A 22,194-nucleotide genomic window follows, 5' to 3' on the forward strand; every position below is an offset into this window, starting at 1 on the left:
CTTGCTTGGCTGCCCCTGCCCATGGCGGGCGTTTCCTCCCTTGACTTCGGCCCCGCGCGAACGATCGCCGCGGGGCCTTTTCTTTTCGCGGGACGCGGAAGCGGAGCCGGCCGGCGCGGGACCGCGCGCAGGACGGCGGCGGCATGCTGCGCTTGCTAACACGGGGGGAGGACCGATATGCGGTGCCAACCCAACTTGGATCGAGCGAAGGACAAGGCAGGATGCGTCCGGACTTCTCACGATTTGGCGGCCCGGTGCGCGGCCTGTCCGCCGCCCTGAGACTGACTCCCCTCGTCCTGCTCGCCCTGGCGGCGGCGAGCCCGGCCCAGGCCCAGCGCGAGGACCAGGGGCTGCAGCTCGGCTGCGCCAACGACTATTTCCGGCTCTGCGCCGGCGTCGATCCGAACAGCCCGGACGCCGAGGCCTGCATGACCCGCAACCGCCCGCGCCTCTCGCCGGAGTGCAAGGCCGCGATCGGCGATTACGACCGGCGCACCGGCGGCGCCTCGCAGCCGCGCGGACAGCGCTGAGGCCGCAGCGCGGCCCATCATCCTCGAAGGGGCGGGCGGGCGATCGGTCCCGCCCCCCCTTCCCGGCGGCAGGCGCTCCGCAGACCTGGGGACGAGCATGGCGTTGACCGTCGCGGTCCAGATGGACCCGATCCAGTCGATCCGCATCGCGGGCGACACCACCTTCGCCCTGATGCTGGAAGCGCAGGCGCGGGGGCACAGCCTCTACACCTACACCCCCGACCGCCTGTCGATGCAGGGCCGGCTGGTGACGGCCTGCGCCGCACCGGTGAGCGTGCAGGACGTCGAGGGCGCGCACGCCGCCCTGGCGCCGCCCGAGCGCATCGACCTCGCAGGGGTCGACGTGGTGCTGATGCGCCAGGACCCGCCCTTCGACATGGCCTACGTCACGGCCACCCACATGCTGGAGAAGATCGCCGGTCGCACGCTGGTGGTCAACGATCCGGCCGAGGTGCGCAACGCGCCCGAAAAGCTGTTCGTCCTCGACTTCCCCGAACTGATGCCGCCGACCCTGATCTCCCGCGACCGGGCGGAGATCGAGGCGTTCCGGGCCGAGCACGGCACCATCGCCATGAAGCCGCTGCACGGGCACGGCGGCGCGGCGGTGTTCCGGGTCTCGCAGGAGGACCCGAATTTCGGCTCGATGTTCGACCTGTTCTCCGCGACCTTCCGCGAGCAGTGGGTGGTGCAGCGCTTCCTCGAGAAGATCACCGAGGGCGACAAGCGCATCATCCTCGTCGACGGCGAGCCGATGGGGGCGATCAACCGGGTGCCGGCCAAGGGCGACATCCGCTCCAACATGGTGCGCGGCGGCGCGGCCGGGGCCTCCGAACTGACGGAGCGCGAGCGCGAGATCTGCGCGACGATCGGTCCGGAGCTGCGGCGCCGGGGCCTGATCCTCGTCGGCATCGACGTGATCGACGGGCATCTCACCGAGATCAACGTGACCTCGCCCACCGGCATCCGCACGATCAAGCGGCTCGGCGGTCCCGACCTCGCGGTCTCGGTCTGGGATGCGATCGAGGCGCGGCTCGCCGCCCGCCGAAGCGCCGGCGCCTGAGGACCGTCCGACACGACGCCGTTTGTCCGAAAGCCGGCGGCGTCCTCCGAAGGAACCTCAACGGAACACCCGCAGCCCGACGCCGATCAGGGCGAGGCCGAGGATCAGCAGGGCGCCGCCCAGGGTCTCGGCCAGCGCCGTCCGCTCGCCGAACCGGTGCGCCCGGGCCGCCAGCCCGACACCCGCGGCGAGGCAGACGGCGCTCGCGATCGTCAGCACGGGCGCGCCGCCGAAGGGCCGACGCTCCGCCGTTCGAAGCGGCTCGCACCGAGAGCCGCGCCCTGGATCCGATATCCAGGACGACGCTCCAGCGTTCTCTTCGGCACGCCCTCGAACGGGCGCTTGGCAGACGGCACGACCATCGATCTCGGCATCGGGCTTCGGCTCGCCTTCGCGCGAGCGGGGATCATGAGGGATCACGGGCGCGGCGCGGGGCCCACGCCGTGATGGGGCGAGTCAAGCTGCGGATGCTCCCGGTGCGATCCTGGCGACCGTCCTCGGCCATCGGCGCCCCGGTCTCGCGAGCTTTAGCGCGCCCGGGACGGCTCCGACTGCGAATTTGTGCTGAGGCGATCTGTCATGCACAGTTCTTCTCGACGATCCGGATCAAATTTCGCCTCTGCCATCTGCATTCATCCCCGAATTGCAATGATAACAGAAGTTGTATTTGTTATCAATTGCACATCAAATATATAATTTTGACAAATGTCCGAACGACAACAAATCATTTCACCATTTCAAAATCAACATATTGCCGTCATGATATCACATCGATGGAATTGTCCGAACATCATATCTTCGTGAAAACGATAGACCTTCAAAAGAATCGAACCCGATACGACCTTTTGCCAGTCACGCTTCTTCCCGCGGCGTCGCGTTGAGTTCCGCCCAATCGAGTTCCTCCTCCAGCACGAAGTAGGCGTCGTCGCCGATGCGGCCGCTCCGGCGCAGGGCGAGGAGCCGGTCGCGCGCGGCGCGGATCGCGCGGCGGCGCGGCGCGTCGGTCGGCAGGCCTTCCGGGGCGAGCCCCTCCTCGTGGGCCTCGGCCTCGGCCAGGGCGGCGTGGAACTCCCGGCGCAGGGCATCGGCCGCCTCCGAGTCCTCGCCCTTCAGGGTGTCCGCCGCGGCCCCGTAGGCCTCGGCCCGCGCCCGGCCGACCTCGCGTCCGACCGGGTCGGCGTCCTCCAGCCCGAGGCGGCCCAGGATCGGGCGCAGGGTCAGACCCTGGACGACCAGGGTGCCGATCACCACGCAGAAGGCGGTGAGCACGATCAGGTCGCGATAGGGAAACTCGGCCCCGCCGGGCCCGCCTTCGGGCAGGGCCAGCGCCGTGGCGATGGTGACGAGGCCGCGCATGCCCGACCACGCGACGGCGAAGCCGGCACCGAGGCCGAGATCGCCGGTCGAAGACGCCTCGCCCGAGGCTCGCGGGCCGCCGAAGCCGAGGCGGCGGACGGCGCTCGCCGGCAGCACCCAGGCGATGCGCATCAGGATCACGGTCGCCACCACGGCCGCGGCGACGGCGGCGCAGGCGAATTCCTGCTCCGGGGTCATCCGCTCCAGGACCGGGCCGATCTGCTCGCCGATCAGCACGAAGGCGAGCACGTTCAGCACGAAGATCGCCGTCTCCCAGACCGCGTTCGAGATCACCCGCAGCCGCGGCGGGGTCTGGCCCGGGGCGCGGCGGGCCACGGTGATGGCGAAGCTCACCACCGTCAGCACGCCGGACAGTTCCGCCGCCTCGGCCACGATCCAGAGACCGAAGGCGGCGGCGAATTGCAGCACGATCGCGCTGGACGGCTCCTCGACGCGGCGCATGATCCGCAGGTAGGCGAGCGCGGCGAGCGGCCCGGCCACGAGGCTGCCGACGACGCCGATCAGGAAGGTCGGCGCCACCTCGGAGAGGGAGAAATGGCCGGTGACCGCCGCCGCCACGCCGAGCCGGTAGATCAGCAGCGAGGCGGCATCGTTCAGCAGGCTCTCGCCGCGCAGGATGGTGGCGAGGCGGTGCGGCAGGGAGACGTGGCCGAGCACCGAGAGGGCCGCCACCGCGTCCGGCGGGGCCACGATCGCGCCGAGCACGATCGCGGCGGAGAGCGGCATGTCCGGCACGAGCCACATCGCGACCGCCGCGACCGCCGCCGTCGTGGCCGCCACGGCGCCGACGGCGAGCCCGGCGATCGGGCGCGCATTGCGCCTGAGGTCGCGCAGCGAGGTGCTGTAGCCGGCATCCATCAGCACGGGCGCGAGGAACAGGGCGAGCGCCAGATCCGGGTCGAGGCTGAGGCTCGGCACGCCCGGCACGAAGGCGAGGCCGACGCCGCCGAGCGCCAGGAAGGCGGGATAGGGCGCGCGCAGGCGCCGGGCCAGGGCGGCGAGCAGCACCGCCCCGACCAGGACGCCGACGATCCAGTGGAACACGAACATGGAAGGGACGGAACGCGCGCTTTCCCCGGCCGATGGTGGCGGCGGCGAAACGCGGGGCGGCCGGGTTTCTTTCCGAAATTCGGGCCGGCGCGTCTCAGGCCGACGCGTCTCGGGCCGGCGTGTCTCGGGCCGGCTTGGCGGCGATCAGGTCGCGCAGGGTGGTGATGGTGGAGGAATCGGCCACGCCGTCGATCCGGGCCGGCCGGAAATGGCGCTGGAAGGCGGTGACGACCGCATACATCGCCGCGTCGAACTCACCGGTGACCGGCTGGTCGTAGCCGTAGAGGGCGAGCATCGCCTGGAGCGCCTCGACCGGCTCTCCGGTGTCGCCCGTGGCGAGGAAGCGTCCGTCGCGCACCGGTGCCGGCGGCACCCAGTGCCCGACGCCGGCCCGCGCCAGTCGCTCCCAGGGAAAGACCTCGCCCGGATCCTCCTTGCGGGCGGGCGCCACGTCGGAATGGGCGAGCACCCGCGGCGCGGGGATCGCACGCCGGACGACGATGTCGCGGGCGAGCGCCGTCACCGCCGCGACCTGCGCCTCAGGGTAGGGCGGCAGGCCGCCGGCATGGCCGGGATGGGCGATCTCGATGCCGATGGAGCGGGAATTGATGTCGCGCGCCCCCGCCCAGGCCCCCGCCCCCGCATGCCAGGCCCGGTCGGCCTCCGGCACCATCTGCACGATGTGCCCGTCCTCGAAGACGAAGTAATGGGCCGAGACCTCCGCGGCCGGATCGCACAGGCGCTCCAGCGCCGCTTTCGCCGTCGGCATGCCGGTGTAGTGCAGGATCAGCATGTCGAGGCCGCCCGCGGCCCGCACGCCGCGGTTGGGCGAGGCGACGACGGCGGCCGCGAGCGGGCTGTCGGGCACGAAGCTCACGTCACGGCCCCCGCTCGGCGGCGATCCGGTCCCAGGCGGCGTTGATGGCGGCCAGCCGTCGCGTCGCGATGGCCACCGCCTCCGGCGGCAGGCCGCGGGCGAGCGCCCGGTCGGGATGGTTCTCGGCCACCAGCCGCCGGTACCGCGCCTTGAGCGCCGCCGCATCGGCCGACGCGTCGAGGCCGAGCACGAGGTAGGGATCGTCGGCGAGCCGCACGTGCCGGGCGGCGATCCGGCGGAAGGCGGTCTCGTCGAGGCCGAAGATGCCGGCCACCGCGCGCAGGTAGCGCTCCTCCCCCTCGTGGATCGCCCCGTCGGCGGTGGCGATGTGGAACAGGCCGTCGAGCACGTCCTCGAGCAGCGCGGGCTCGCCGCCGAAGGTCGAAGCGAGCTGGCCGGCATAGGCCTCGAAGCCGTCGGTGGTCGCCTTGGCGAGGTCGAACAGGCGCTGCACGCTCGCACGCGCCTCGGGCTCGACCTGCACCACCCGGCCGAAGGCCTGGACCTCCGACTCGGTGACGACGCCGTCGGACTTCGCCATCTTGGCCGCCAGCGCCACGAGGCCGGTGGTGAACACCACGTCCCGGGGCGTCGGCCCGAACGGCGCGCCCGCACGATCGACGAGGAAATGGCCGGCCACCCCGCCGATCAGCGCCCCGATCGGACCGCCGACCAGCACGCCGATCCCGGCCCCGCCGATCTTGCCCCACAGGCCGGTGCTCATCGGGAGTCGCCTCGGGCCGGGTGATCGGGATGGAAGGGGTCGAACGGGGGCAAGGGGGGTTCCGGCATCCGCGGGCGGGATCGCCCGTCGCGGTTTTAACGCCGCAAAGCGCGGTGCGGCGCAAGCCCGATCCCGGGCCGCAAAAGCGAAGGGCCGGGGCAACCGCCCCGGCCCTTCGCTGCCAGCTCTGCGTCGCGATCAGCGGCAGTAGACGTTGCCGTACTCGTCGCGGAAGGTGCCGTAGGGGCAGCGCGGCGCCGTCGCGGCGCCGGCGATGGCACCGCCCGCGCCGCCGATCGCGGCACCGGCGAGCGCGCCGCCGGCCCGGCCCGTGGCGAGGCCGCCGACCGCGGCACCGAGGCCGGCACCGAGGGCGCCCCCGCCCAGAGCCCGGTCCTGGGGCGTGTTGCAGGCGCCGAGCGAGAGCGCGAGGCTGCCCGCGAGGGCGGCGGCAATCAGTCTCTTCATGGTGGTCCGAACTCCCTTGTGCATCGGCGATCGGGCCTTCTGCCGGCGCGGAGCACCGAACGGCCTCGGTTTTCACCGGCGGTCATCGACGGCACATGAAACGGCCAAGATTAGGGCGGGTTGCATCGGGGCATGACATTTCGCCCGGCGCCTGCCATCTCAGGCGCGCCTGTTGCAAATTCGCCGAGTTCCGGCCCGCCCACCGAGGATCCCCATGCCCAGAGCCAGCCTGATCGTCCGCAAGGCCGCCGTCCGGCCCGATCTCGTCGTCGACACGGTGACCCTCGACCACGCCGCCCGGGGACAGGCGCACGCCCACCTGACCACGGCCGGAGGCGTCGCGATCGACCTCGCCCTGGACCGTGCCGCGGGCCTGGAGGACGGCGACGCGCTCAAGCTCGACGACGGGCGCCTCGTGGGCGTGCGTGCGGCGGAGGAAGCGCTGCTGGAGGTTCGCTCCGGCAACCCGGCCCGCCTGATGCGCCTCGCCTGGCAACTCGGCGGCGAGCACGTTCCCGCCGAGGTCGGCGCGGACGTGCTCTACGTGCCGGCGGGCGCCGCCGAACGGGTGCGCGGGGCCGGCTGCACGGCAACCTCGGTGAACCGCGCCTTCAAGCCGGAAAAGGCCGCCCACGACCACAGTTGCTGCGGGCACGACCATCATCACGGCCACGGTCACGAGCCCCACGCCCATCACGAGCCGGACCATCATCACGATCATGAGCACGGCCATCGTCATGAGGGCCATGATCACGAAGGGCATGCCCACGGGGCGGGCGGGCACGATCACCACCACAAGCACTGACAGGAGCGCAGATCGTCCCGGCTGCGGCCCACCGCCCGAGCGAAAGGCGGAACGAGCGAGACCGGGACATCGCCGATGCAGCGGCGCGGAACAGAGGATCCACAGAGCCGTTTCCCCGACGATATCCTCGTCGGGGAAGGTCGTGAGCGAGATCAGCGTCCTTCAGAACGACGACGGCCTGTGGGCCGTCACCGCACCGAACCTCGTGGTCACCGGCCTGACCCGAGAGGCGGCGGTGGCCTTCGCCGAGAGCTATCGCAGGCTTCACGACGGGCACACCCCTCCGAGCCCTTAGAAGCGGGCTCCGCCCGTTGCGCGGGAGCGCCGCACGACGTTCGACAACCCCGGCCGTCGGCACACATCGGCTCAAAGGTTCAAGCGGCGGCAGCGTCGTCCGCTGCGGGTGATGCGTCCCCAGCAGAAGGCACTGTGCAAATCTGCAATTTTCCGCGCATGTCGGGAGTCCCGCCCTTGTCGGAAAGCAGAATTCCACCTATTGAAAATCATAAGTTAATCGTGTCGCTCACGAGACATTCGTGAGCAAGACGGATCATAAGGCCGATCGGCCATAGGGAGCGTTGCGTGCAAGTTCAGGCGAGCCGGGAAGACCGTGTCAAAGCGGTGACCGCGGCGATCTCGCGTCTCGACGCCAGCAACAGGCAAGTGCCCGGCATCGGCCGTCTGCCGCACGATGTCGCCCGTGCCCTGGCCGAACAGGTCGTCGATGCCGTGATCGCGGCCGACGACAGGGAAACCCGGCTGCGGCGCTGACACTTCAAAGCCGTCGAACAGTCGTTGAGAACGGCGCGAACCAGCGCATGTCGCACGGTTCGCCGGGCCGCCCCTCGTTCGGCCGAGGACGTCCGGCATTGCTGACGCCTCCTTAAAATTCTAGGCGTGTGCCGTGCGCCCGGCATGGAACGGGTATGGCAGCGTATCGGTCCGGACGTGACGGTCGAAGACAGACAGATCATCACCGCGCAGGCGTGGCGCTTCAGCGTCGCACCGATGATGGATTGGACCGATCGGCAGTGCCGGGCGTTCCACCGCATCCTCTCGCGCCGGGCCCGGCTCTACACCGAGATGGTGACCACCGGCGCCGTGCTGCACGGGGACCGGGAGCGGCTGCTCGGCTTCGATGCCGGCGAGCAACCGGTCGCGGTGCAGCTCGGCGGCTCCGATCCGGACGATCTCGCCGCGGCGGCACGGATCGCGGCCGATTACGGCTATGCCGAGATCAACCTCAATGTCGGCTGCCCCTCCGACCGGGTGCAGGAGGGCCGCTTCGGGGCCTGCCTGATGCGCGAGCCGGGCCTCGTCGGCGATTGCGTGGCGGCGATGAAGGCCGCGGTCGCCGTGCCGGTGACGGTGAAGTGCCGCCTGGGCGTCGACGATCAGGACATCGAGACGGCGCTGGACGCGGTGGTCGAGGCTGCGGTCGCGGCGGGCGTCGACGGGCTCGTCGTGCATGCGCGCAAGGCCTGGCTCAAGGGCCTGTCGCCGCGGGAGAACCGCGACGTACCGCCCCTCGATTACGGCCGCGTCGCCCGACTGAAGGCGGCCCGGCCGAACCTGCCCATCGCGGTCAATGGCGGGATCGCCGACATTCCCGCCGCCAAGGCCCGGCTCGCCGAGGTGGACGGCGTGATGATGGGCCGGGCCGCCTACACCGACCCCGCGCTGCTGCTGGCCGTCGATCCGGAGCTGTTCGGCGAGCCTGCGCCGGCGGCCGACGCCTTCGCCGCGGTGGAGGCGCTGGAGCCCGCCATCGCCGAAGGGCTCGCCCGGGGCCTGCGGCTGCACGCCCATACCCGGCACATGCTCGGCCTGTTCAACGGGCGGCCCGGGGCGCGCGCCTTCCGTCGGCACCTCGCCACCGCCGGCATGGCGCCGGAAGCGGACCTGACGACCCTGCGCGAGGCGGTGGCCAAGGTCTCGCGCGAGCGGGCTCCCTCCGCGCGGCAGGCCGCCTGAATCAGGCGGCGCGGCGCGCGCGCCCGTTCCAGATCGCGAGAAGGTCCGGCAGGTCGCTCGCCGGCACCGGCGGGCTGAACAGGTAGCCCTGCACCTCGTCGCAGCCCTCCTCGCGCAGGCGGGCGAGCTGCTCGGGCGTCTCGACGCCCTCCGCGGTCGTGGTCATGCCGAGGTTGGAGGCGAGGCTGATCACCGCCCGCACGATGAAGCCCGAGCCCTGCTCGACCGTGAGGTCGCGGATGAAGGACTGATCGACCTTCATCTTGTCGAAGGGGAAGCTGCGCAGGTAGCTGAGCGAGGAGTAGCCGGTTCCGAAATCGTCCATGGCGATGCGCACGCCCAGGCCCCGCAGCCCGTGCAGGATCGCCACCGTGGCGCTGCCGTTCACCAAGAGCACGCTCTCGGTGATCTCGAGTTCGAGGCGGCGGGCGGGCAGGCCGCTCTCGGCGAGCGCCGCGTTCACCGTTCCGATCAGTCCGGAGGAGATGAACTGCGCCGCCGAGACGTTGACCGCGACCTTCAGCCCGTCGGGCCAGCCGGCGGCCTCGCGGCAGGCGCGGCGCAGCACCCACTCGCCCAGCGGGACGATGAGGCCGATCTCCTCGGCGAGCGGCACGAACTCGGCGGGCGAGACGCGGCCGCGGGTCGGATGGGTCCAGCGCAGCAGCGCCTCGAAGCCGCAGATGCGCTCCTGCGCGAGGTCGTAGATCGGCTGGTAGTGCAGGTCGAACGCCTTCGCTTCGAAGGCGGCGCGCAGGTCGAGTTCGAGGGTGCGCCGGGCCTGGAGGCGGGCATCCATCTCCGCCTCGAAGAACCGGAACACACCGCGCCCGTCGCCCTTGGCGCGGTAGAGGGCGACGTCGGCGCATTGCATCAGCCGCTCGGATTCCAGCCCGTCGCCGGGGGCCAGCGCGATGCCGATGCTGACGCCGACGATGACCGAATGGTGCGTCAGGGCGTAGGGCGCGCTGACCACGTCGAGGATGCGCCGGGCCAGCGTCGCGGCGTCCTCCGGGCCCTCGACCGCGGCCTGGATGATCGCGAACTCGTCACCGCCGAGCCGCGCCACGGTATCGACCGCGCGCAGGCAGGCCTTGAGGCGGTGGGCCACCGCCCGCAGAAGCTCGTCGCCGACCGCGTGGCCGAGGGTGTCGTTGACCTGCTTGAAGTTGTCGAGGTCGAGGCAGAGCACGGCGAAGCCGGTCTCGTGCCGGGCCAGGGTGATCGCGCCCTCGACCCGCTCGCGCAGCAGCACGCGGTTGGGCAGGTCGGTCACGGCGTCGTGCCGGGCCATGTAGGCGATGCGGGCCTCGGCGTTCCAGCGCTCGGTCACCTCCTCGTAGAGCGCCACGAAGCCGCCGCCGACGATCCGCTGCATCTCCACGGCGACGATGCGGCCGTCGGCGAGATGCTGGGTTTGAATGGATGCGGCATCGCCTGCGACCAAGTCGCCGGCCTCGGCGATGCATTCGGCCTCGTCGCGGTCCGGATGGGTGCCGGCCAGGAAATTGGTGCGCAGCACCTCCTGCGCCGGCATGCCGGGCGTCACGGCCCCCGGAGGCAGGCGGTAGATCTCGTGATAGCGCCGGTTGACCAGCAGCAGCCGATGGTCGGCATCGTAGAGCAGGAATCCCAGGGACAGGGTGTCGAGCGCCGCGTTGAGCCGCGCGACGCGATCGGCCAGATCCCGGCTGCGGGCGGCAGCCTGCTCCCCGGCGAGGGCGTCGCGGGCCGTGCGGAGCGCGGCGGTCGTCACGACGACGGCGTCGAGATCCGCGAGGCCGGTGGATGCGATCCCGGCCGGCGGAACCGGGTCGAGGGCGATCCGTCCGGCGATCTCCCCGGCGGCCTGCACCGCCCGGGTCAGCCCGCGGGCGAGGCGGAGCATGGTGAGGGAAACGAGGGCCAGCGCCGTGGTGCCCGCGCCCGCCACGATCGCGACGCGCAAGGGTGGAGCGGCGAAGAACGAACCGGCGAGCGCGGTACCGGCGAACCCTGCGACGATCAGGCACAGCCGGAAGCCGGCGTACAGCACGCGCGCACGGATCGTCCCGTGCCCCCCTGCCCCGCTTCGCGAGGCCGGCTGCCGGACCGCGTGACGTTCGGCCTGCCCCTGCATCGGTATCCCGGTCCTTTCCCTTCTCCGATGAAATGACAGATCGGGTTAAGATCGGCTTATACCAAGCGGCACTGATCCCGACCGATGGTCGGGATCAGTGCGTCCGGCGGATGGCCGCCGCCCCGCGGTCGCGGGGGCAGCCGACGATGAGTGATCCTCATCGCCGGCTGGTATCAGAGCCTCAACCAGAGATGAGGCCGGCGCGCATCGTGGCCGGTCAGAACTTGCCGAGCAGCGGGAATTCCTGGCTGAGGGTCGACTCGGCGGGAAGCGGGGCTTCGCGGCGGCGGGGCTTTCGGTTGAGCACCTGCTTCAGCTTCGTCTTCAGGAGGTTGATGTCGAACGGCTTGAGGATGAAGGCATCCGCGCCCGCGACATGGGCGTGGTTGATGTCCTCGAAGTCGAACGAGGTCTCGGTCAGGATGAAGGGCGTGTTCATCAGGGCGTCGTCGGCCCGGATCTCCCGCAGGAGCTGGAGCCCGTCCATCGGCTCCATGGCGAGGTCGGAGATGACGAGGGCGTAACGACGCTCCCGCAGGCGGATGAGCGCCTCGGCACCGTCCGCCACGCCCTCGACCTCGGGAAACCCGAGTCGGGACATCAGTTCGATGATCAGCCGCAGGAGCTTGGGCTGGTCGTCGACGATGAGGATGGGAAGCGTATCGCTCATGGCATCTATCGTCGCGTCTCAACGGATCTCGGATGGAGGAGCCGGGCGCCCGGCCCGCTCAAACGAACAGGTGATCGATGCCCTGCTTGGCCATCGATTCGGCTTGGAGGGTGACGGCCAGCCCGTGGATGGCGCTGCCCTTGGGCGTGCCCCGCTGCAGCATCGGCAACAGGCCGGATTTCGCGAAATGCGGCTCGTTGGCGGCGCTGCGGCTCACCGTGGTGAACGAGTTCACGAACTCGCGCTTGGCGATCTCGCGCCATTCCACGATCTGAACGTCGCGGTGACGTGAATCGGCGGCGATCCGATGGAAGGTTTCGTTGACCGATTGGCGGTCGCCCTCGATCACCTGGATCGCGAAATTCTGGTCGATGATCAGAAAGCTCGTGATCACGGAAAATTCGTTCTTCTTCTGAGCCTGACGCGTGATGTCGCCGATCTGCTTCGTGCGCAGGGTCGGTTCGTTCGAGATGGTCAGGCGGGAGAAGTAGATCAGGTGGACGAGGCTCGTCCTCTTGTTCTTCATGGAACTCGTCCGACGCGAAGGCTCGGGCCTCACCCTAGCGGCTGCGGCGATAACGGGCCGTAAACGCGGCCGGACCCGGCAGAATCTGCCGCGCTGCCGCCTCCCGCCGGTCCGAAGCTGCCGGGTCGGGCCGGATCCACCCTATATGTTTCAATGACTTACGTTTGGCACGCGGGTTGCGCCCGCCGCTTCAGCCACACCGCCCCGGGCGGCCCCGTCGAGCGAGCCAAAGCCATGGACGTCTTTTCCGCGCTTCAGACCGCGGTCTCGGGCCTGAAGGCGCAGTCCTTCTCGCTCAGCAACATCTCCGGCAACATCGCGAACTCGCAGACGACCGGCTACAAGCGCACCGACACGAGCTTCGTCGACATGCTCGCCGACCGCGACGGCCAGAACCAGACGGCGGGCTCGGTCGCCGCCTATTCGGAACTCACCAACTCGGTCCAGGGCAACAAGGTCTCGACCGGGGTTTCGACCAACATGGCGATCGACGGCCAGGGCTTCTTCGCGGTGCGCAAGAAGACCACCGACGCGGGCGGCAGCGAGAGCTTCTCCACCGCCGACCTCTACACCCGCCGCGGCGACTTCGCCCCGGACAAGGACGGCTACCTCGTCAACGGCGCGGGCTCCTACCTCGTCGGCGCGAGCCTCGACCCGGTCTCCGGCCAGACCACCGGCACCGGGCCGATCAAGATCTCCAACGCGATCATCCCGGCCAAGGCGACGACGACGATCACCTACTCGGCCAACCTTCCGAAATCGCCCGCCACGACCAACGCCGCCACGACGGGCGGCGTGCTCTCCGCCTTCACCGACGGCACGGACGCGCGGGTGACGGCCGCCAACGGCAAGACATCCGGCACCGTCTCGCAGGCCAACGCGCAGACCTTCATCGACAGCAGCGTCGCCGGCCCGTCGCTGACCGTCTACACGTCGTCGGGCGCCCCGGTGAGCGTCCAGACCCGTTGGGCCAAGGTGGCCGCCGCCGACACCGCGACCGGCACCAGCGACACCTGGAACCTGTTCACCGCCGACAAGACCAGCGGCACCGCCAATCAGACGAGCTGGACCAATGTCGGTCAGGCCTTCACCTTCAGTGCCAGCGGCCAGATGACCGCGCCGACCGGCACCACGGTCCCGATCGGCAACCTGACCGTCGACGACGTCAGCGTCGGAAAGATCGACCTCGATCTCGGCGGCGGCCTGACCCAGTACGCCTCCGCCACGGGGACGGTGACGACCAACGACCTGAAGCAGAACGGCTACGCCTCCGGCTCCCTGAACTCCGTCGAGGTCGGCGAGAACGGCGTCATCAGCGGCAAGTATTCCAACGGCTCGGTGATCGGGCTGGCTCGGGTCCAGGTGGCGCAGTTCGTCAACCCCGACGGGCTGAAGCCGGATTCGCTCGGCAACTACCAGCAGACCGTCGCCTCGGGCGAGGCGATCGTCGGGCTGAAGGATTCCACCGTGGTGGGGGCGAACGTCGAGCAGTCGAATACCGACATTGCTGCGGAATTTTCCAAGATGATCGTTACCCAACAGGCCTATTCCGCCAACACCCGCGTGATGTCGACGGCGCAGACGATGATCTCGGACCTGCTCAACGTCATCCGCTGACGGTGGCTGGAGCCTCGCCCCGAAAGGTGGCTGCCGACTTGTCCGAAAAGACGATGCACGATCGAAAACCGAGAGCCTCGTCCTGGATCCGATATCCAGGACGAGGCTTTGATGTCTCTCGCAAAACTCCCGCCGCACCGTCGTCGCCGGAGCGAGAACGGCCGGTGACCGTGCGTTTTGCGAGGCACTCTTAAAGGAAGGACGGACGCCTTGGCTCTCGACGCGTTCAGCACGGCCACCGCCGGCCTGCGGGTCACGCAGTCCCAGATCGGGGTCGTCTCGCAGAACATCGCCAATGTCGGCACGGCAGGCTACGTCCGGCGCACGCTCTCGCCGGTCACGTCGGGTTCGGGCAATGCCGGCGTCGCCACCGGCACGGTCGGCCGGGCGATCGACGCCGCCGCGCTCAAGCAGCTCCGCTCCGAGACGTCGGGCGCGGCCTACACCTCGCTGATGTCCAAGACCCGCACGCAGCTCGATTCGCTCTATGGGCAGCCCGGCTCCACCTCGGCGCTCGACGGGGTGTTCAACAGCTTCACCCTCTCGCTTCAGACGCTGGCCGCCAATCCGACCTCGACGGCCGCCCGCGCCACGGTGATCAGCGCGGCCAACGATCTCGCCGCGCGCATCGGCAGCGCCGCCAACGGCGTCCAGGCCCTGCGCTCGGGGCTGGAGACGCAGCTCGCGACCGACACGGACAAGGCCAGCGGCCTGCTGGCGCAACTGGCCAAGCTCAACACCCGCATCGTCGCGACCGCGTCCGACGACCCGAGCCGCCCCGACCTGGAGGACCAGCGCGACCAGGCGCTCACCAGCCTGTCGGGCCTCATCGACATCAACGCCGTCACCCAGAGCGACGGCAGCGTGAGCGTGCTGACGGGCTCCGGCGTCACCTTGCTCGACCGCTCCAACGCCGCCTCGCTGAGCTTCAATTCCCGCGGCACGCTCTCCGCCAACGCCCTCTACGCCAGCGACCCGTCGCAGAGCGGCGTCGGCACCATCGTCGCGACGACGCCCGGCGGCGGCAAGGTCGACCTGCTCGCCTCCGGCGCGATCCGCTCCGGCTCGATCGCGGCGGCGGTCGAACTGCGCGACACCGTGCTGCCGCAGGCCCAGCGCCAGCTCGACGACCTCGCGGCGGGCGTGGCGCGCGCCATGTCCGACCGCTCCGTCACCGGAACGGCCCCGAGCGACGGCACCAAGGGCGCCCTCGACATCGACCTGACCGGCCTCTCGGCGGGCAACGCGATCACCCTGACCGTCCAGGACCAGAGCGGCACGCAGCGCAACCTGATCCTGATGCCGTCCTACCAGACGCCGCCGGCCGCGGTGTCCGCCGCCGGCACCGACGACGCCAACGCCACGGTCATCCCCTTCACGATCCCGGAGGCCGGGGCGAACCGCGACCCGGCCGCGGTCCGCAGCGCGATCGCGGCGGCCTTGGGCGAAGGCTACACGGTGTCGAGCGTGCCGGGCGGCGCATCCGGGGCGGTGCGCGTCACCTCGACCGGCAGCGCCACCCTGGTCTCGGCGAGCGCCAGCGTCACGCAGGTGACCGCGGCCAGCGACATCAAGGGGTCCACCACCCAGCTCCCCCTCTTCGTCGACGGCGCCTCCTCCGCGCTCTACACCGGCTCCTTCGACGGCGGCTCGCAGCTCACCGGCTTCGCGCAGCGCATCGCCGTGAACCCCGCGGTCGTCGGCAGCGCCGGGAGCCTCGTCGGCATCACCGGCACGGGGGCCGGGACGAGCACCGGCGACGCGACCCGGCCGCAAGCGCTCTACACCGCGCTGACGAGCACGCAGCGCACCTTCTCCTCGTCGAGCGGCATCGGCGGCGTCAGCGCCCCGACCCGGTCGAGCGTCGCCGACTTCGTCCAGGGCGTGATCTCCGTGCAGGGCGCGGCGGCGGCGGCGGCGCAGGATCTCGACGAGGGCCAGAGCATCGCCCTCTCGACGGCGCAGGGCCGCTTCGCCTCCGCCTCGGGCGTCAACATCGATCAGGAGATGTCGAACCTGATCGCGCTGCAGCAGGCCTATTCGGCCAATGCCCGCGTGCTCACCGCCGCCCGCGACATGATCGATACCCTGCTCAGGATCTAGAACACCGGCCTGGATACCGGATCCAGACCCATGCCCTGAACTTCTGTTTCAGCATCGTCCCGAAAGCCGGAAGCCACCTTTCGAGACGATGCTCCAAGCCCGGAGCCGCCGATGACCATCACCGCCTTCGCCGCAGGCACCTATCGCTACGATCGCCAGTCGGCGAGCCTCGTCGGCATGAAGGACCAGCTCGACGGGCTGGCCCGGCAGCTTTCCACCGGGCGCACCGCCGAGACCTATGGCGGCCTCGGCGCCGGGCGCACGACGAGCCTGAGCGCCCACGCGGCGATCAGCGCCCAGGACGGCTACCTCGCGGCGATCACCTCGGCCGAGACTCGGGTGAAGCTCACGAGCGCCAGCCTGACCCAGCTCAAGTCGCTCTCCGACAGCACCCGCTCGAACCTCACCGGCATCGTCGCGTCACGCAACGAGACGCTGCCCGCGACCAGCGTGCAGCTCGCCGCCAACAATCTCTCGGCGGCGATCGACGCCCTGAACCAGCAGGCGGGAGGCGTCTACGTGTTCTCCGGACGCGCGACCGACACCGCGCCGGTCGTCTCCGAACAGACCCTCCTGAACGGCGATCCCTCGGCGGGGCTCGACGGGCTGAAGGCCCTGATCGCCGAGCAGAAGAAGGCCGATCTCGGCACCTCGGGCAACGGGCGCCTGACGCAGGGCATCGGCGGCCGGACCGTCACGCTGTCGGAGGATTCGAGCGCCGAGGCGCGCGCGAATTTCGGCTTCTCCCTCGTGTCCGCATCGAGTTCGAACAGCGGCGCCATCAGCGCGGGCGTGACCGCCGGAACCAAGGCGGACGTGTCCCTCGGCTTCGCGCAGCAACCCGGCGACGGCGATCAGGTCCGGGTCGTGGTGCAACTGGCCGACGGCAGCCAGAAGACCCTCGACCTGACGGCGCGGGCGGGCGAGGCCGGGAACGCGGCGGGCGCCTTCGCCATCGGAGCGAACAAGGAGGAGACCGCCGCGAACCTGAAGAAGGCGCTCGGCGGAGCCGACATCGCCAGCGTGCAGAGCGCGAACCCGCCCGGCGTGACCGCCGCCTTCGCCGGCGGCAGCCCGGGGACGGCGACCGTCTCCGTCGGCACCAACCCCGCGGCCGGCGACACGCTCACGCTCAAGCTCGGCATGCATGACGGCACCACCAGGACCATCACCCTGACCGCGGCCGCCACGGCCGACGCCACCTCGGCGACGACCTTCGCCATCGGCGCGACGCCGGAGGCGACCGCCGCCAATCTCTCGCAGACCCTCCAGAACGCCCTGAAGCAGGCCGCCGGCACCGACCTCTCGGCGAGTTCGACCGCCCGCGCCTCGCTCAACTTCTTCGAGGGCTCGCCGGCGGCGGGCCTGAGCCCGCGGCGCGTCTCGGCCGACGGCAACGGCTATGCCGAGACCGCGAGCAGCAAGACCGTGATCTGGTACCAGGGCGACACCGCGCCCGATGCGCGGGCGACCGCCACCGTGCAGGTCGGCACCAGCCGGACGGTGGAGATCGGCGCCCAGGCCAACGAGGAGGCGATCCGCCGGACGCTGGCCGGGATCGCCGCGGTGGCCGCCGAGAGCTTCACCACCGGCACCGGCACGGTCGAATCGGAGCGCTTCAAGGCGGTGTCCGACCGCGCCGCGGGCCTGCTGAAGGCAGGGGACGGCCAGCAGAGTCTGGAGGAACTCGGCACCGATTTCGGTCTCGCCGCCAGCAGCATGAACAACGCGAAATCGGTGGCCAACACCACCAAGGCGACGCTGCAGGATTCCCTCGACGGGGTCGACACCGTCTCGACGGAGGAGGTCGCGGCCAAGCTCCTCAGCCTGCAGACGCAGCTCCAGGCGAGCTACAAGGTCACCTCGATGCTGTCCGAGATGAGCCTCGTCAATTATCTCCGCTGAACCGCGAGGCTCCGAATCCGGATCGACACGGCAAGCCTTCGGGCTGCCGATCCGCCCCGTCCGGTCCTCGCGTCGTCCTTCCGGGGCGCCGAAGGCGAACCCGAGTTCGCAGCCCTGATGCCGTTTCCGATCGATCGCTTCGGGTTTGGCCACTCTCCGTCCTCGCGAGCGGCCGCGAAGCGATCCAGGGCGCGACAGGTCCGGAAAGGGCGCGCCCTGGATGGCCACGGCTTCGCCTCGCAAGGACGCAGGACAGGCCGAACGCATCGACCGGTATCGTATGACAGAACCGGCCCCCGAAACGAGAGCGGCCCGAGGGTCATCCCCTCGGACCGCTTCGGCGTTCTACTCCGCCGCGTTCGGTGTATCGGCCGGCTCAGGCGCCGCCGCCTCGCCCTCGGCACCCTTGTAGCGGGTCCGGCGGCGCCGAGGCTTGGGCGCGGGCGCCTCGTCGGTGGCCGGTGCCGGAGCGACCTCGGCGGCGGGTGCCGCCTCACGCGGTTCCGGGGCGAGGCGCGCGGTTTCGGTCTCGACGGGCGGCGCGGGATTGCGGGTCGCCGTCATCAGGAAGGCGGGCAGGGCCGACGGATCGGCCGCCTCGGCCGCGGCGGCGCTGCTGCGCCCGCGTCCGCGCCGCGGAGCCGGGCCGTCGGGACGAACGGGCGCCGGCTCGGACCGGGGCTCCTGACGGGGAGAGTCCGGGCGTGCCTCCTGACGCGGCTCCGGCCGGTTTTCTTGGCGGTTCTCCTGTCGAGCCTCGTGCCGATTCTCCTGGCGCGGCGCCTCGGGCTGCTCGCCCTCGAAGCGCGCGGCCTCGCGCCGGTTCTCGCGGCCCTGGCCCCCGCGACCGTCCTGCGGCGGCTGGCCGAAATCCTGCCGGTAATCCTGGCGCCGATCCTGCCGGAAGTCCTGCCGGAAGTCTTGGCGGTGACCGTCCTGGCGGGAATAGTCCGGCCGATCTTGGCGTTCCTGGCGATCCTGCCGGGGCTCGCCGCGGTTGTAGTCCGGCCGGTTGCCCTCGAAGCGCTGGCCCCGGTCGTTGCGGTCGCGGCCCTGGAAGCGCTGATTCCGGTCGTTGCGGTCGTTGCGGTCGTTGCGCTGCTGGCGGTTGTCGAAGTCGTGGCGCTCGAAGGGTTGGGGCTGCTGGCCCGGATCGCCGTACTCGTCGCCGCCGTAGCCGTAGCCCTGGCGGCCGCCCTCGTTGCCGGCCCCCTGACCCTGGACGGTCTCGTCGTCGCCGTCCTCGTCCTCGTCGAAGCCGTTGCGGGCATAGCCCTGGCTGACCTGCGGACGGCCGGGCTCCTGGGCGCCGGTGATGATCCGGAAGTAGTGCTCGCCGTGCTGGAAATAGTTCTCCGCCGCGATCGGGTCGCCGCTCGCCAGGGCGTCGCGCGCGAGTTGCGCGTACTTGTCGGCGATGTGCTGGGCGGTGCCGCGGATTTTGACGTCGGGACCGTTCGATTCGTAGGAACGCGTCAGCGGATTCGGACCCTTGGGCCGGTTGCGACCCCGCATCCGTCGATTCTGGTTTGGTCTCATCGGCCTCGATTGACCCTCGTTACCTGTCGCTCAGCATGACTGACAGCGCCGGAGCTTCGCTCGCGGCGGCGCGGGCCGGGCGCAGGGCACCCGAGCGCACGCATCCCCGCGATGTTGACCGCTCGTCCGGTGGCTACGCTCTGTTCCGGCGCGCCGCGAGACATCCCTCGACTGTCAGGTTCGATCCCACCGAGCCTGGCCGCGACTGCCGGAGCGCGCCCGCTCGATGGTGGGAAGACCGTCCGAGGCCGGAGGACACGGTCAAAACCGATCCTGCCGATACCGTCTTGAAGAGTGCCTCACAAAACTCCCGGATCTCGGGAAGTCCCCTTGGCCGGGAGGGCGCAGCGGGCGTTTCGTGAGAGACGCTCAACGGGCCGTTGGCGGTCTGCATATCCAAGCTAGTGACTGACGCCCTCGACAACAAGCATTTTTTCGTGGCCAGGGCAGCTTATGCCGGATTTCTGCGGGTTCGGCGGCAATTCGCACCGCGCGCCCCGAGTCTGAGAGCCTGTTCGACTGCGGTGATCCCATCTCGACCCTCATCCTGAGGTGCCGGAGCGCAGCGGAGGCCTCGAAGGGTGCTCCAGGGATCCGCGCGGGATCTGGAACACCCTTCGAGGCCGCTTCGCGGCGCCTCAGGATGAGGGTGGGGATGGGAGTTATGGCTTTCCTCTTGCCGTTGCCTGACGAAGACACGGCGGCCGGTCAAACAGGCTCTGAATCCGCCCCCTCGAACCGTCACTTGCCCGCCAAGGATGGCCGAAGCGTGACGACCCGATCGTTGCCGGCGAGATCCCGGCCGACGCAGAGATCGGTAAAACCCATTTCACCGGCCAGGGTCGTCAGGGCCTCCCCCTGATCGTAGCCGATCTCAAGGACGAGCGCGCCCTGCGGCGACAGCAGAGACGGGCGCCGCACGATCTCGAAAAGAATCGCCCGGTAGGCGTCGAGCCCGTCCGCCCCGCCGTCGAGGGCCGCCCTCGGGTCGTGCAGGCGCACCTCCGCATCGAGCGTGGCGACGACGGGGGCGGCGATGTAGGGCGGGTTCGAGACGATCAGGTCGAAGGGACCGGCCAGTGCGTCGAGCCAGGAGCCGCGCAGGAAGGCGGCCCGCTCCCCGACGCCGTTCGCGTCCGCATTCCGACGCGCGACCGCCAGGGCGCCCTCCGCCCGGTCGAGGCCGATGCCGATGGCGCGGGCGCGCTCGTGCAGCAGCGCCACGAGGATGCAGCCGGAACCGGTGCCGAGATCGATCAGGCGCAGCGTTCGCCCGCTTTCGGGAAACAGGCGAAGGGCCGCCTCGACCACGCTCTCGGTGTCGGGCCGCGGTACCAGCGTCTCGGGCGACAGCGCGAAGGGCAGCCCCCAGAACTCCCAGGCCCCGAGGATCCGCGCCACCGGCTCGCCCGCGAGGCGCCGCGCCGCAGCCCGACCGAGCGCTTCCGCACCGGCCTCGCCGAGGGGCTCGCGCCCGTAGAGGGTCAGGTCGAGGGGGGTGAGCGCAAGCGTGTGCAGGGCGAGGAAGCGGGCATCCGGGCGGGCGTTCGGCAGGCCAGCCTCTTCGAAGGCCCGAACGAGGCATCGCAGGGCCGCCTCGCGGGAGAAGGTGGGATCGAAGATCATGCCAGACAGCATGAGACGTATCCGCGCTCCGCCCCTCTCCCCTCCGCGGGAGAGGGTTTCATGCCGCCGCGCACCCTCAAGGGATCACGCCATCCCCTCGGCGGCCAGCAGCTCCGCCTGATGCTCGGTCACCAGCGCGTCGATCACCTCGTCGAGCGCCGGGCCGGCCATGACCTCCTCCAGCCTGTAGAGGGTCAGGTTGATGCGGTGGTCGGTGACGCGCCCTTGCGGGAAATTGTAGGTGCGGATGCGCTCCGAGCGGTCGCCGGAGCCGACCTGCGCCTTGCGGTCGGCGGCCCGCGCCGAATCCTTGGCGGTGCGCTCGGCGTCGAACAGCTTCGCCCGCAGGAGCGCCATCGCCCGGGCGCGGTTCTTGTGCTGCGAGCGCTCCTCCTGGACGAACACCACCACGCCGGTCGGGATGTGGGTGATGCGGATCGCCGATTCCGTCTTGTTGACGTGCTGGCCGCCCGCCCCTTGCGCCCGCATGGTGTCGATCTTCAGGTCGGCCTCGTTGACGACGATGTCGACCTCCTCCGCCTCCGGCAGCACGGCGACGGTCGCGGCGGAGGTGTGGATGCGCCCCTGGGTCTCGGTGTCGGGCACGCGCTGGACGCGGTGCGCCCCGCTCTCGAACTTGAGCCGCGAGAACACGCTGCGGCCCTTCACCTCGGCCACGACCTCGCGGTAGCCGCCGACCGTGCCCTCGCTCTCCGAGATCACCTCGACGCGCCAGCCCTTCGACTCGGCGTACTTGGCGTACATCCGGAACAGGTCGCCCGCGAACAGGGCCGCCTCGTCGCCGCCGGTGCCGGCTCGGATTTCGAGGATCGCGCTCTTCTCGTCGGCCGCGTCCTTGGGCAGCAGCATGAGTTGCAGCGCGCGGTGGGCCGCCTCCAGGGCCTCCTCGGCCTCCGGCTTCTCCTCCGCCGCGAGCGCTCGCATCTCGGGATCGCCGCCGGGCTCGTCGATCAGGGCGCGGATGCCGGCGAGGTTGGCCTCGGTCGCCCGGTAGTGACGGATCGCGGCGACGACGCCGTCGAGCTCCGACAACTCGCGGGAGAGCTGCACGATGCTCTCGGCCTCGGCCGAGCCGGCGGCGAGCTGCGCCGTGACGATCTCGTGCCGGGCCAGGATGGCATCGAGGCGATCGGAGGGAATGGGGGTCATCGCCCTGACTATACTCGCGACGGATCTGACACGTTGACGGGTGGGTTTGAAAAT

The 22,194-nt window shown here is 70.5% G+C and carries 20 protein-coding genes; 9 read left to right on the plus strand and 11 right to left on the minus strand.

What is annotated here, in order from left to right:
* Positions 1-221: 221 nt before the first annotated feature.
* A complete protein-coding gene (locus PGN25_10505; GenBank protein MEH3117999.1) occupies positions 222-530 on the plus strand; it encodes a hypothetical protein in 309 nt (102 codons plus the stop codon).
* 97 nt (positions 531-627) lie between these two features.
* On the plus strand, positions 628-1,590 hold the full coding sequence (gene gshB / locus PGN25_10510; GenBank protein MEH3118000.1) for a glutathione synthase: 963 nt from the start codon (positions 628-630) through the stop codon (positions 1,588-1,590).
* Positions 1,591-1,647: 57 nt separating this feature from the next.
* Here gshB and PGN25_10515 read toward each other — a convergent pair whose 3' ends face one another.
* The 5 genes from PGN25_10515 to PGN25_10535 all read right to left on the minus strand — a co-directional run bounded on the left by PGN25_10515 (position 1,648) and on the right by PGN25_10535 (position 6,086).
* Entirely contained in the window at positions 1,648-1,809 is a 162-nt protein-coding gene (locus PGN25_10515) for a hypothetical protein (protein MEH3118001.1), read from the minus strand.
* 633 nt (positions 1,810-2,442) lie between these two features.
* Positions 2,443-4,017 (minus strand): sodium:proton antiporter, encoded by a 1,575-nt coding sequence (locus PGN25_10520; GenBank protein ID MEH3118002.1) that lies wholly within the window; start codon positions 4,015-4,017, stop codon positions 2,443-2,445.
* Positions 4,018-4,111: 94 nt separating this feature from the next.
* The gene (locus PGN25_10525; protein ID MEH3118003.1) at positions 4,112-4,894 is read right to left on the minus strand and encodes an N-acetylmuramoyl-L-alanine amidase; all 783 of its coding nucleotides are present in this window, start codon (positions 4,892-4,894) and stop codon (positions 4,112-4,114) included.
* A gap of 1 nt (position 4,895) precedes the next feature.
* Positions 4,896-5,618 (minus strand): TerB family tellurite resistance protein, encoded by a 723-nt coding sequence (locus PGN25_10530; protein MEH3118004.1) that lies wholly within the window; start codon positions 5,616-5,618, stop codon positions 4,896-4,898.
* Between the two features lie 198 nt (positions 5,619-5,816).
* Positions 5,817-6,086, minus strand: a complete 270-nt coding sequence (locus PGN25_10535) for a hypothetical protein (protein MEH3118005.1) — start codon at positions 6,084-6,086, stop codon at positions 5,817-5,819.
* A gap of 214 nt (positions 6,087-6,300) precedes the next feature.
* Here PGN25_10535 and PGN25_10540 point away from each other — a divergent pair, with 214 nt between their 5' ends.
* The 4 genes from PGN25_10540 (at position 6,301) to dusA (ending at position 8,865) form a co-directional block, all read left to right on the plus strand.
* Positions 6,301-6,891: an urease accessory protein UreE gene (locus tag PGN25_10540; GenBank protein ID MEH3118006.1), complete on the plus strand. Its 591-nt coding sequence runs from the start codon at positions 6,301-6,303 to the stop codon at positions 6,889-6,891.
* A gap of 142 nt (positions 6,892-7,033) precedes the next feature.
* Positions 7,034-7,186, plus strand: a complete 153-nt coding sequence (locus PGN25_10545) for a hypothetical protein (GenBank protein MEH3118007.1) — start codon at positions 7,034-7,036, stop codon at positions 7,184-7,186.
* Between the two features lie 287 nt (positions 7,187-7,473).
* Positions 7,474-7,662 (plus strand): hypothetical protein, encoded by a 189-nt coding sequence (locus PGN25_10550; protein ID MEH3118008.1) that lies wholly within the window; start codon positions 7,474-7,476, stop codon positions 7,660-7,662.
* A 177-nt stretch (positions 7,663-7,839) separates the two neighbouring features.
* Complete coding sequence (gene dusA, locus PGN25_10555) at positions 7,840-8,865, plus strand: tRNA dihydrouridine(20/20a) synthase DusA (protein MEH3118009.1); 1,026 nt, start codon at positions 7,840-7,842, stop codon at positions 8,863-8,865.
* A gap of 1 nt (position 8,866) precedes the next feature.
* Here the strand turns inward: dusA and PGN25_10560 are convergent, their stop codons facing one another.
* The 3 genes from PGN25_10560 to PGN25_10570 all read right to left on the minus strand — a co-directional run bounded on the left by PGN25_10560 (position 8,867) and on the right by PGN25_10570 (position 12,180).
* The gene (locus PGN25_10560) at positions 8,867-10,900 is read right to left on the minus strand and encodes an EAL domain-containing protein (GenBank protein ID MEH3118010.1); all 2,034 of its coding nucleotides are present in this window, start codon (positions 10,898-10,900) and stop codon (positions 8,867-8,869) included.
* Between the two features lie 301 nt (positions 10,901-11,201).
* Complete coding sequence (locus PGN25_10565) at positions 11,202-11,654, minus strand: response regulator (GenBank protein MEH3118011.1); 453 nt, start codon at positions 11,652-11,654, stop codon at positions 11,202-11,204.
* Positions 11,655-11,712: 58 nt separating this feature from the next.
* Positions 11,713-12,180, minus strand: coding sequence for a BLUF domain-containing protein (locus PGN25_10570; GenBank protein MEH3118012.1), 468 nt, complete (start codon positions 12,178-12,180; stop codon positions 11,713-11,715).
* 234 nt (positions 12,181-12,414) lie between these two features.
* On the opposite strand from PGN25_10570, the gene PGN25_10575 reads away from it, so the two are divergent.
* The 3 genes from PGN25_10575 to PGN25_10585 all read left to right on the plus strand — a co-directional run bounded on the left by PGN25_10575 (position 12,415) and on the right by PGN25_10585 (position 17,805).
* Positions 12,415-13,797 (plus strand): flagellar hook-basal body complex protein, encoded by a 1,383-nt coding sequence (locus tag PGN25_10575; protein ID MEH3118013.1) that lies wholly within the window; start codon positions 12,415-12,417, stop codon positions 13,795-13,797.
* Between the two features lie 210 nt (positions 13,798-14,007).
* Positions 14,008-15,900, plus strand: a complete 1,893-nt coding sequence (gene flgK, locus PGN25_10580) for a flagellar hook-associated protein FlgK (GenBank protein MEH3118014.1) — start codon at positions 14,008-14,010, stop codon at positions 15,898-15,900.
* A gap of 111 nt (positions 15,901-16,011) precedes the next feature.
* Complete coding sequence (locus PGN25_10585; protein MEH3118015.1) at positions 16,012-17,805, plus strand: hypothetical protein; 1,794 nt, start codon at positions 16,012-16,014, stop codon at positions 17,803-17,805.
* A gap of 345 nt (positions 17,806-18,150) precedes the next feature.
* On the opposite strand, the gene PGN25_10590 is transcribed toward PGN25_10585, so the two are convergent.
* The 3 genes from PGN25_10590 to prfA all read right to left on the minus strand — a co-directional run bounded on the left by PGN25_10590 (position 18,151) and on the right by prfA (position 22,140).
* On the minus strand, positions 18,151-19,320 hold the full coding sequence (locus PGN25_10590; protein ID MEH3118016.1) for a DUF4167 domain-containing protein: 1,170 nt from the start codon (positions 19,318-19,320) through the stop codon (positions 18,151-18,153).
* A 765-nt stretch (positions 19,321-20,085) separates the two neighbouring features.
* Positions 20,086-20,982: a peptide chain release factor N(5)-glutamine methyltransferase gene (gene prmC / locus PGN25_10595; protein MEH3118017.1), complete on the minus strand. Its 897-nt coding sequence runs from the start codon at positions 20,980-20,982 to the stop codon at positions 20,086-20,088.
* Between the two features lie 72 nt (positions 20,983-21,054).
* Positions 21,055-22,140 (minus strand): peptide chain release factor 1, encoded by a 1,086-nt coding sequence (prfA, locus tag PGN25_10600; protein ID MEH3118018.1) that lies wholly within the window; start codon positions 22,138-22,140, stop codon positions 21,055-21,057.
* Between the last annotated feature and the right edge of the window lie 54 nt (positions 22,141-22,194).

The organism is Methylorubrum populi (assembly GCA_036946625.1).
GTDB lineage: Bacteria > Pseudomonadota > Alphaproteobacteria > Rhizobiales > Beijerinckiaceae > Methylobacterium > Methylobacterium populi_C.

Bases quoted from the DNA above. Each gene is read 5' to 3' on its own strand.
- PGN25_10540 (MEH3118006.1), top strand. From the start codon at position 6,301: ATGCCCAGAGCCAGCCTGATCGTCCGCAAGGCCGCCGTCCGGCCCGAT.
- PGN25_10535 (MEH3118005.1), bottom strand. From the start codon at position 6,086: ATGAAGAGACTGATTGCCGCCGCCCTCGCGGGCAGCCTCGCGCTCTCG.
- gshB (MEH3118000.1), top strand. From the start codon at position 628: ATGGCGTTGACCGTCGCGGTCCAGATGGACCCGATCCAGTCGATCCGC.
- PGN25_10590 (MEH3118016.1), bottom strand. From the start codon at position 19,320: ATGCGGGGTCGCAACCGGCCCAAGGGTCCGAATCCGCTGACGCGTTCC.
- PGN25_10520 (MEH3118002.1), bottom strand. From the start codon at position 4,017: ATGTTCGTGTTCCACTGGATCGTCGGCGTCCTGGTCGGGGCGGTGCTG.
- PGN25_10530 (MEH3118004.1), bottom strand. From the start codon at position 5,618: ATGAGCACCGGCCTGTGGGGCAAGATCGGCGGGGCCGGGATCGGCGTG.
- PGN25_10505 (MEH3117999.1), top strand. From the start codon at position 222: ATGCGTCCGGACTTCTCACGATTTGGCGGCCCGGTGCGCGGCCTGTCC.
- PGN25_10570 (MEH3118012.1), bottom strand. From the start codon at position 12,180: ATGAAGAACAAGAGGACGAGCCTCGTCCACCTGATCTACTTCTCCCGC.
- prfA (MEH3118018.1), bottom strand. From the start codon at position 22,140: ATGACCCCCATTCCCTCCGATCGCCTCGATGCCATCCTGGCCCGGCAC.
- PGN25_10585 (MEH3118015.1), top strand. From the start codon at position 16,012: ATGACCATCACCGCCTTCGCCGCAGGCACCTATCGCTACGATCGCCAG.
- PGN25_10575 (MEH3118013.1), top strand. From the start codon at position 12,415: ATGGACGTCTTTTCCGCGCTTCAGACCGCGGTCTCGGGCCTGAAGGCG.
- PGN25_10565 (MEH3118011.1), bottom strand. From the start codon at position 11,654: ATGAGCGATACGCTTCCCATCCTCATCGTCGACGACCAGCCCAAGCTC.
- prmC (MEH3118017.1), bottom strand. From the start codon at position 20,982: ATGCTGTCTGGCATGATCTTCGATCCCACCTTCTCCCGCGAGGCGGCC.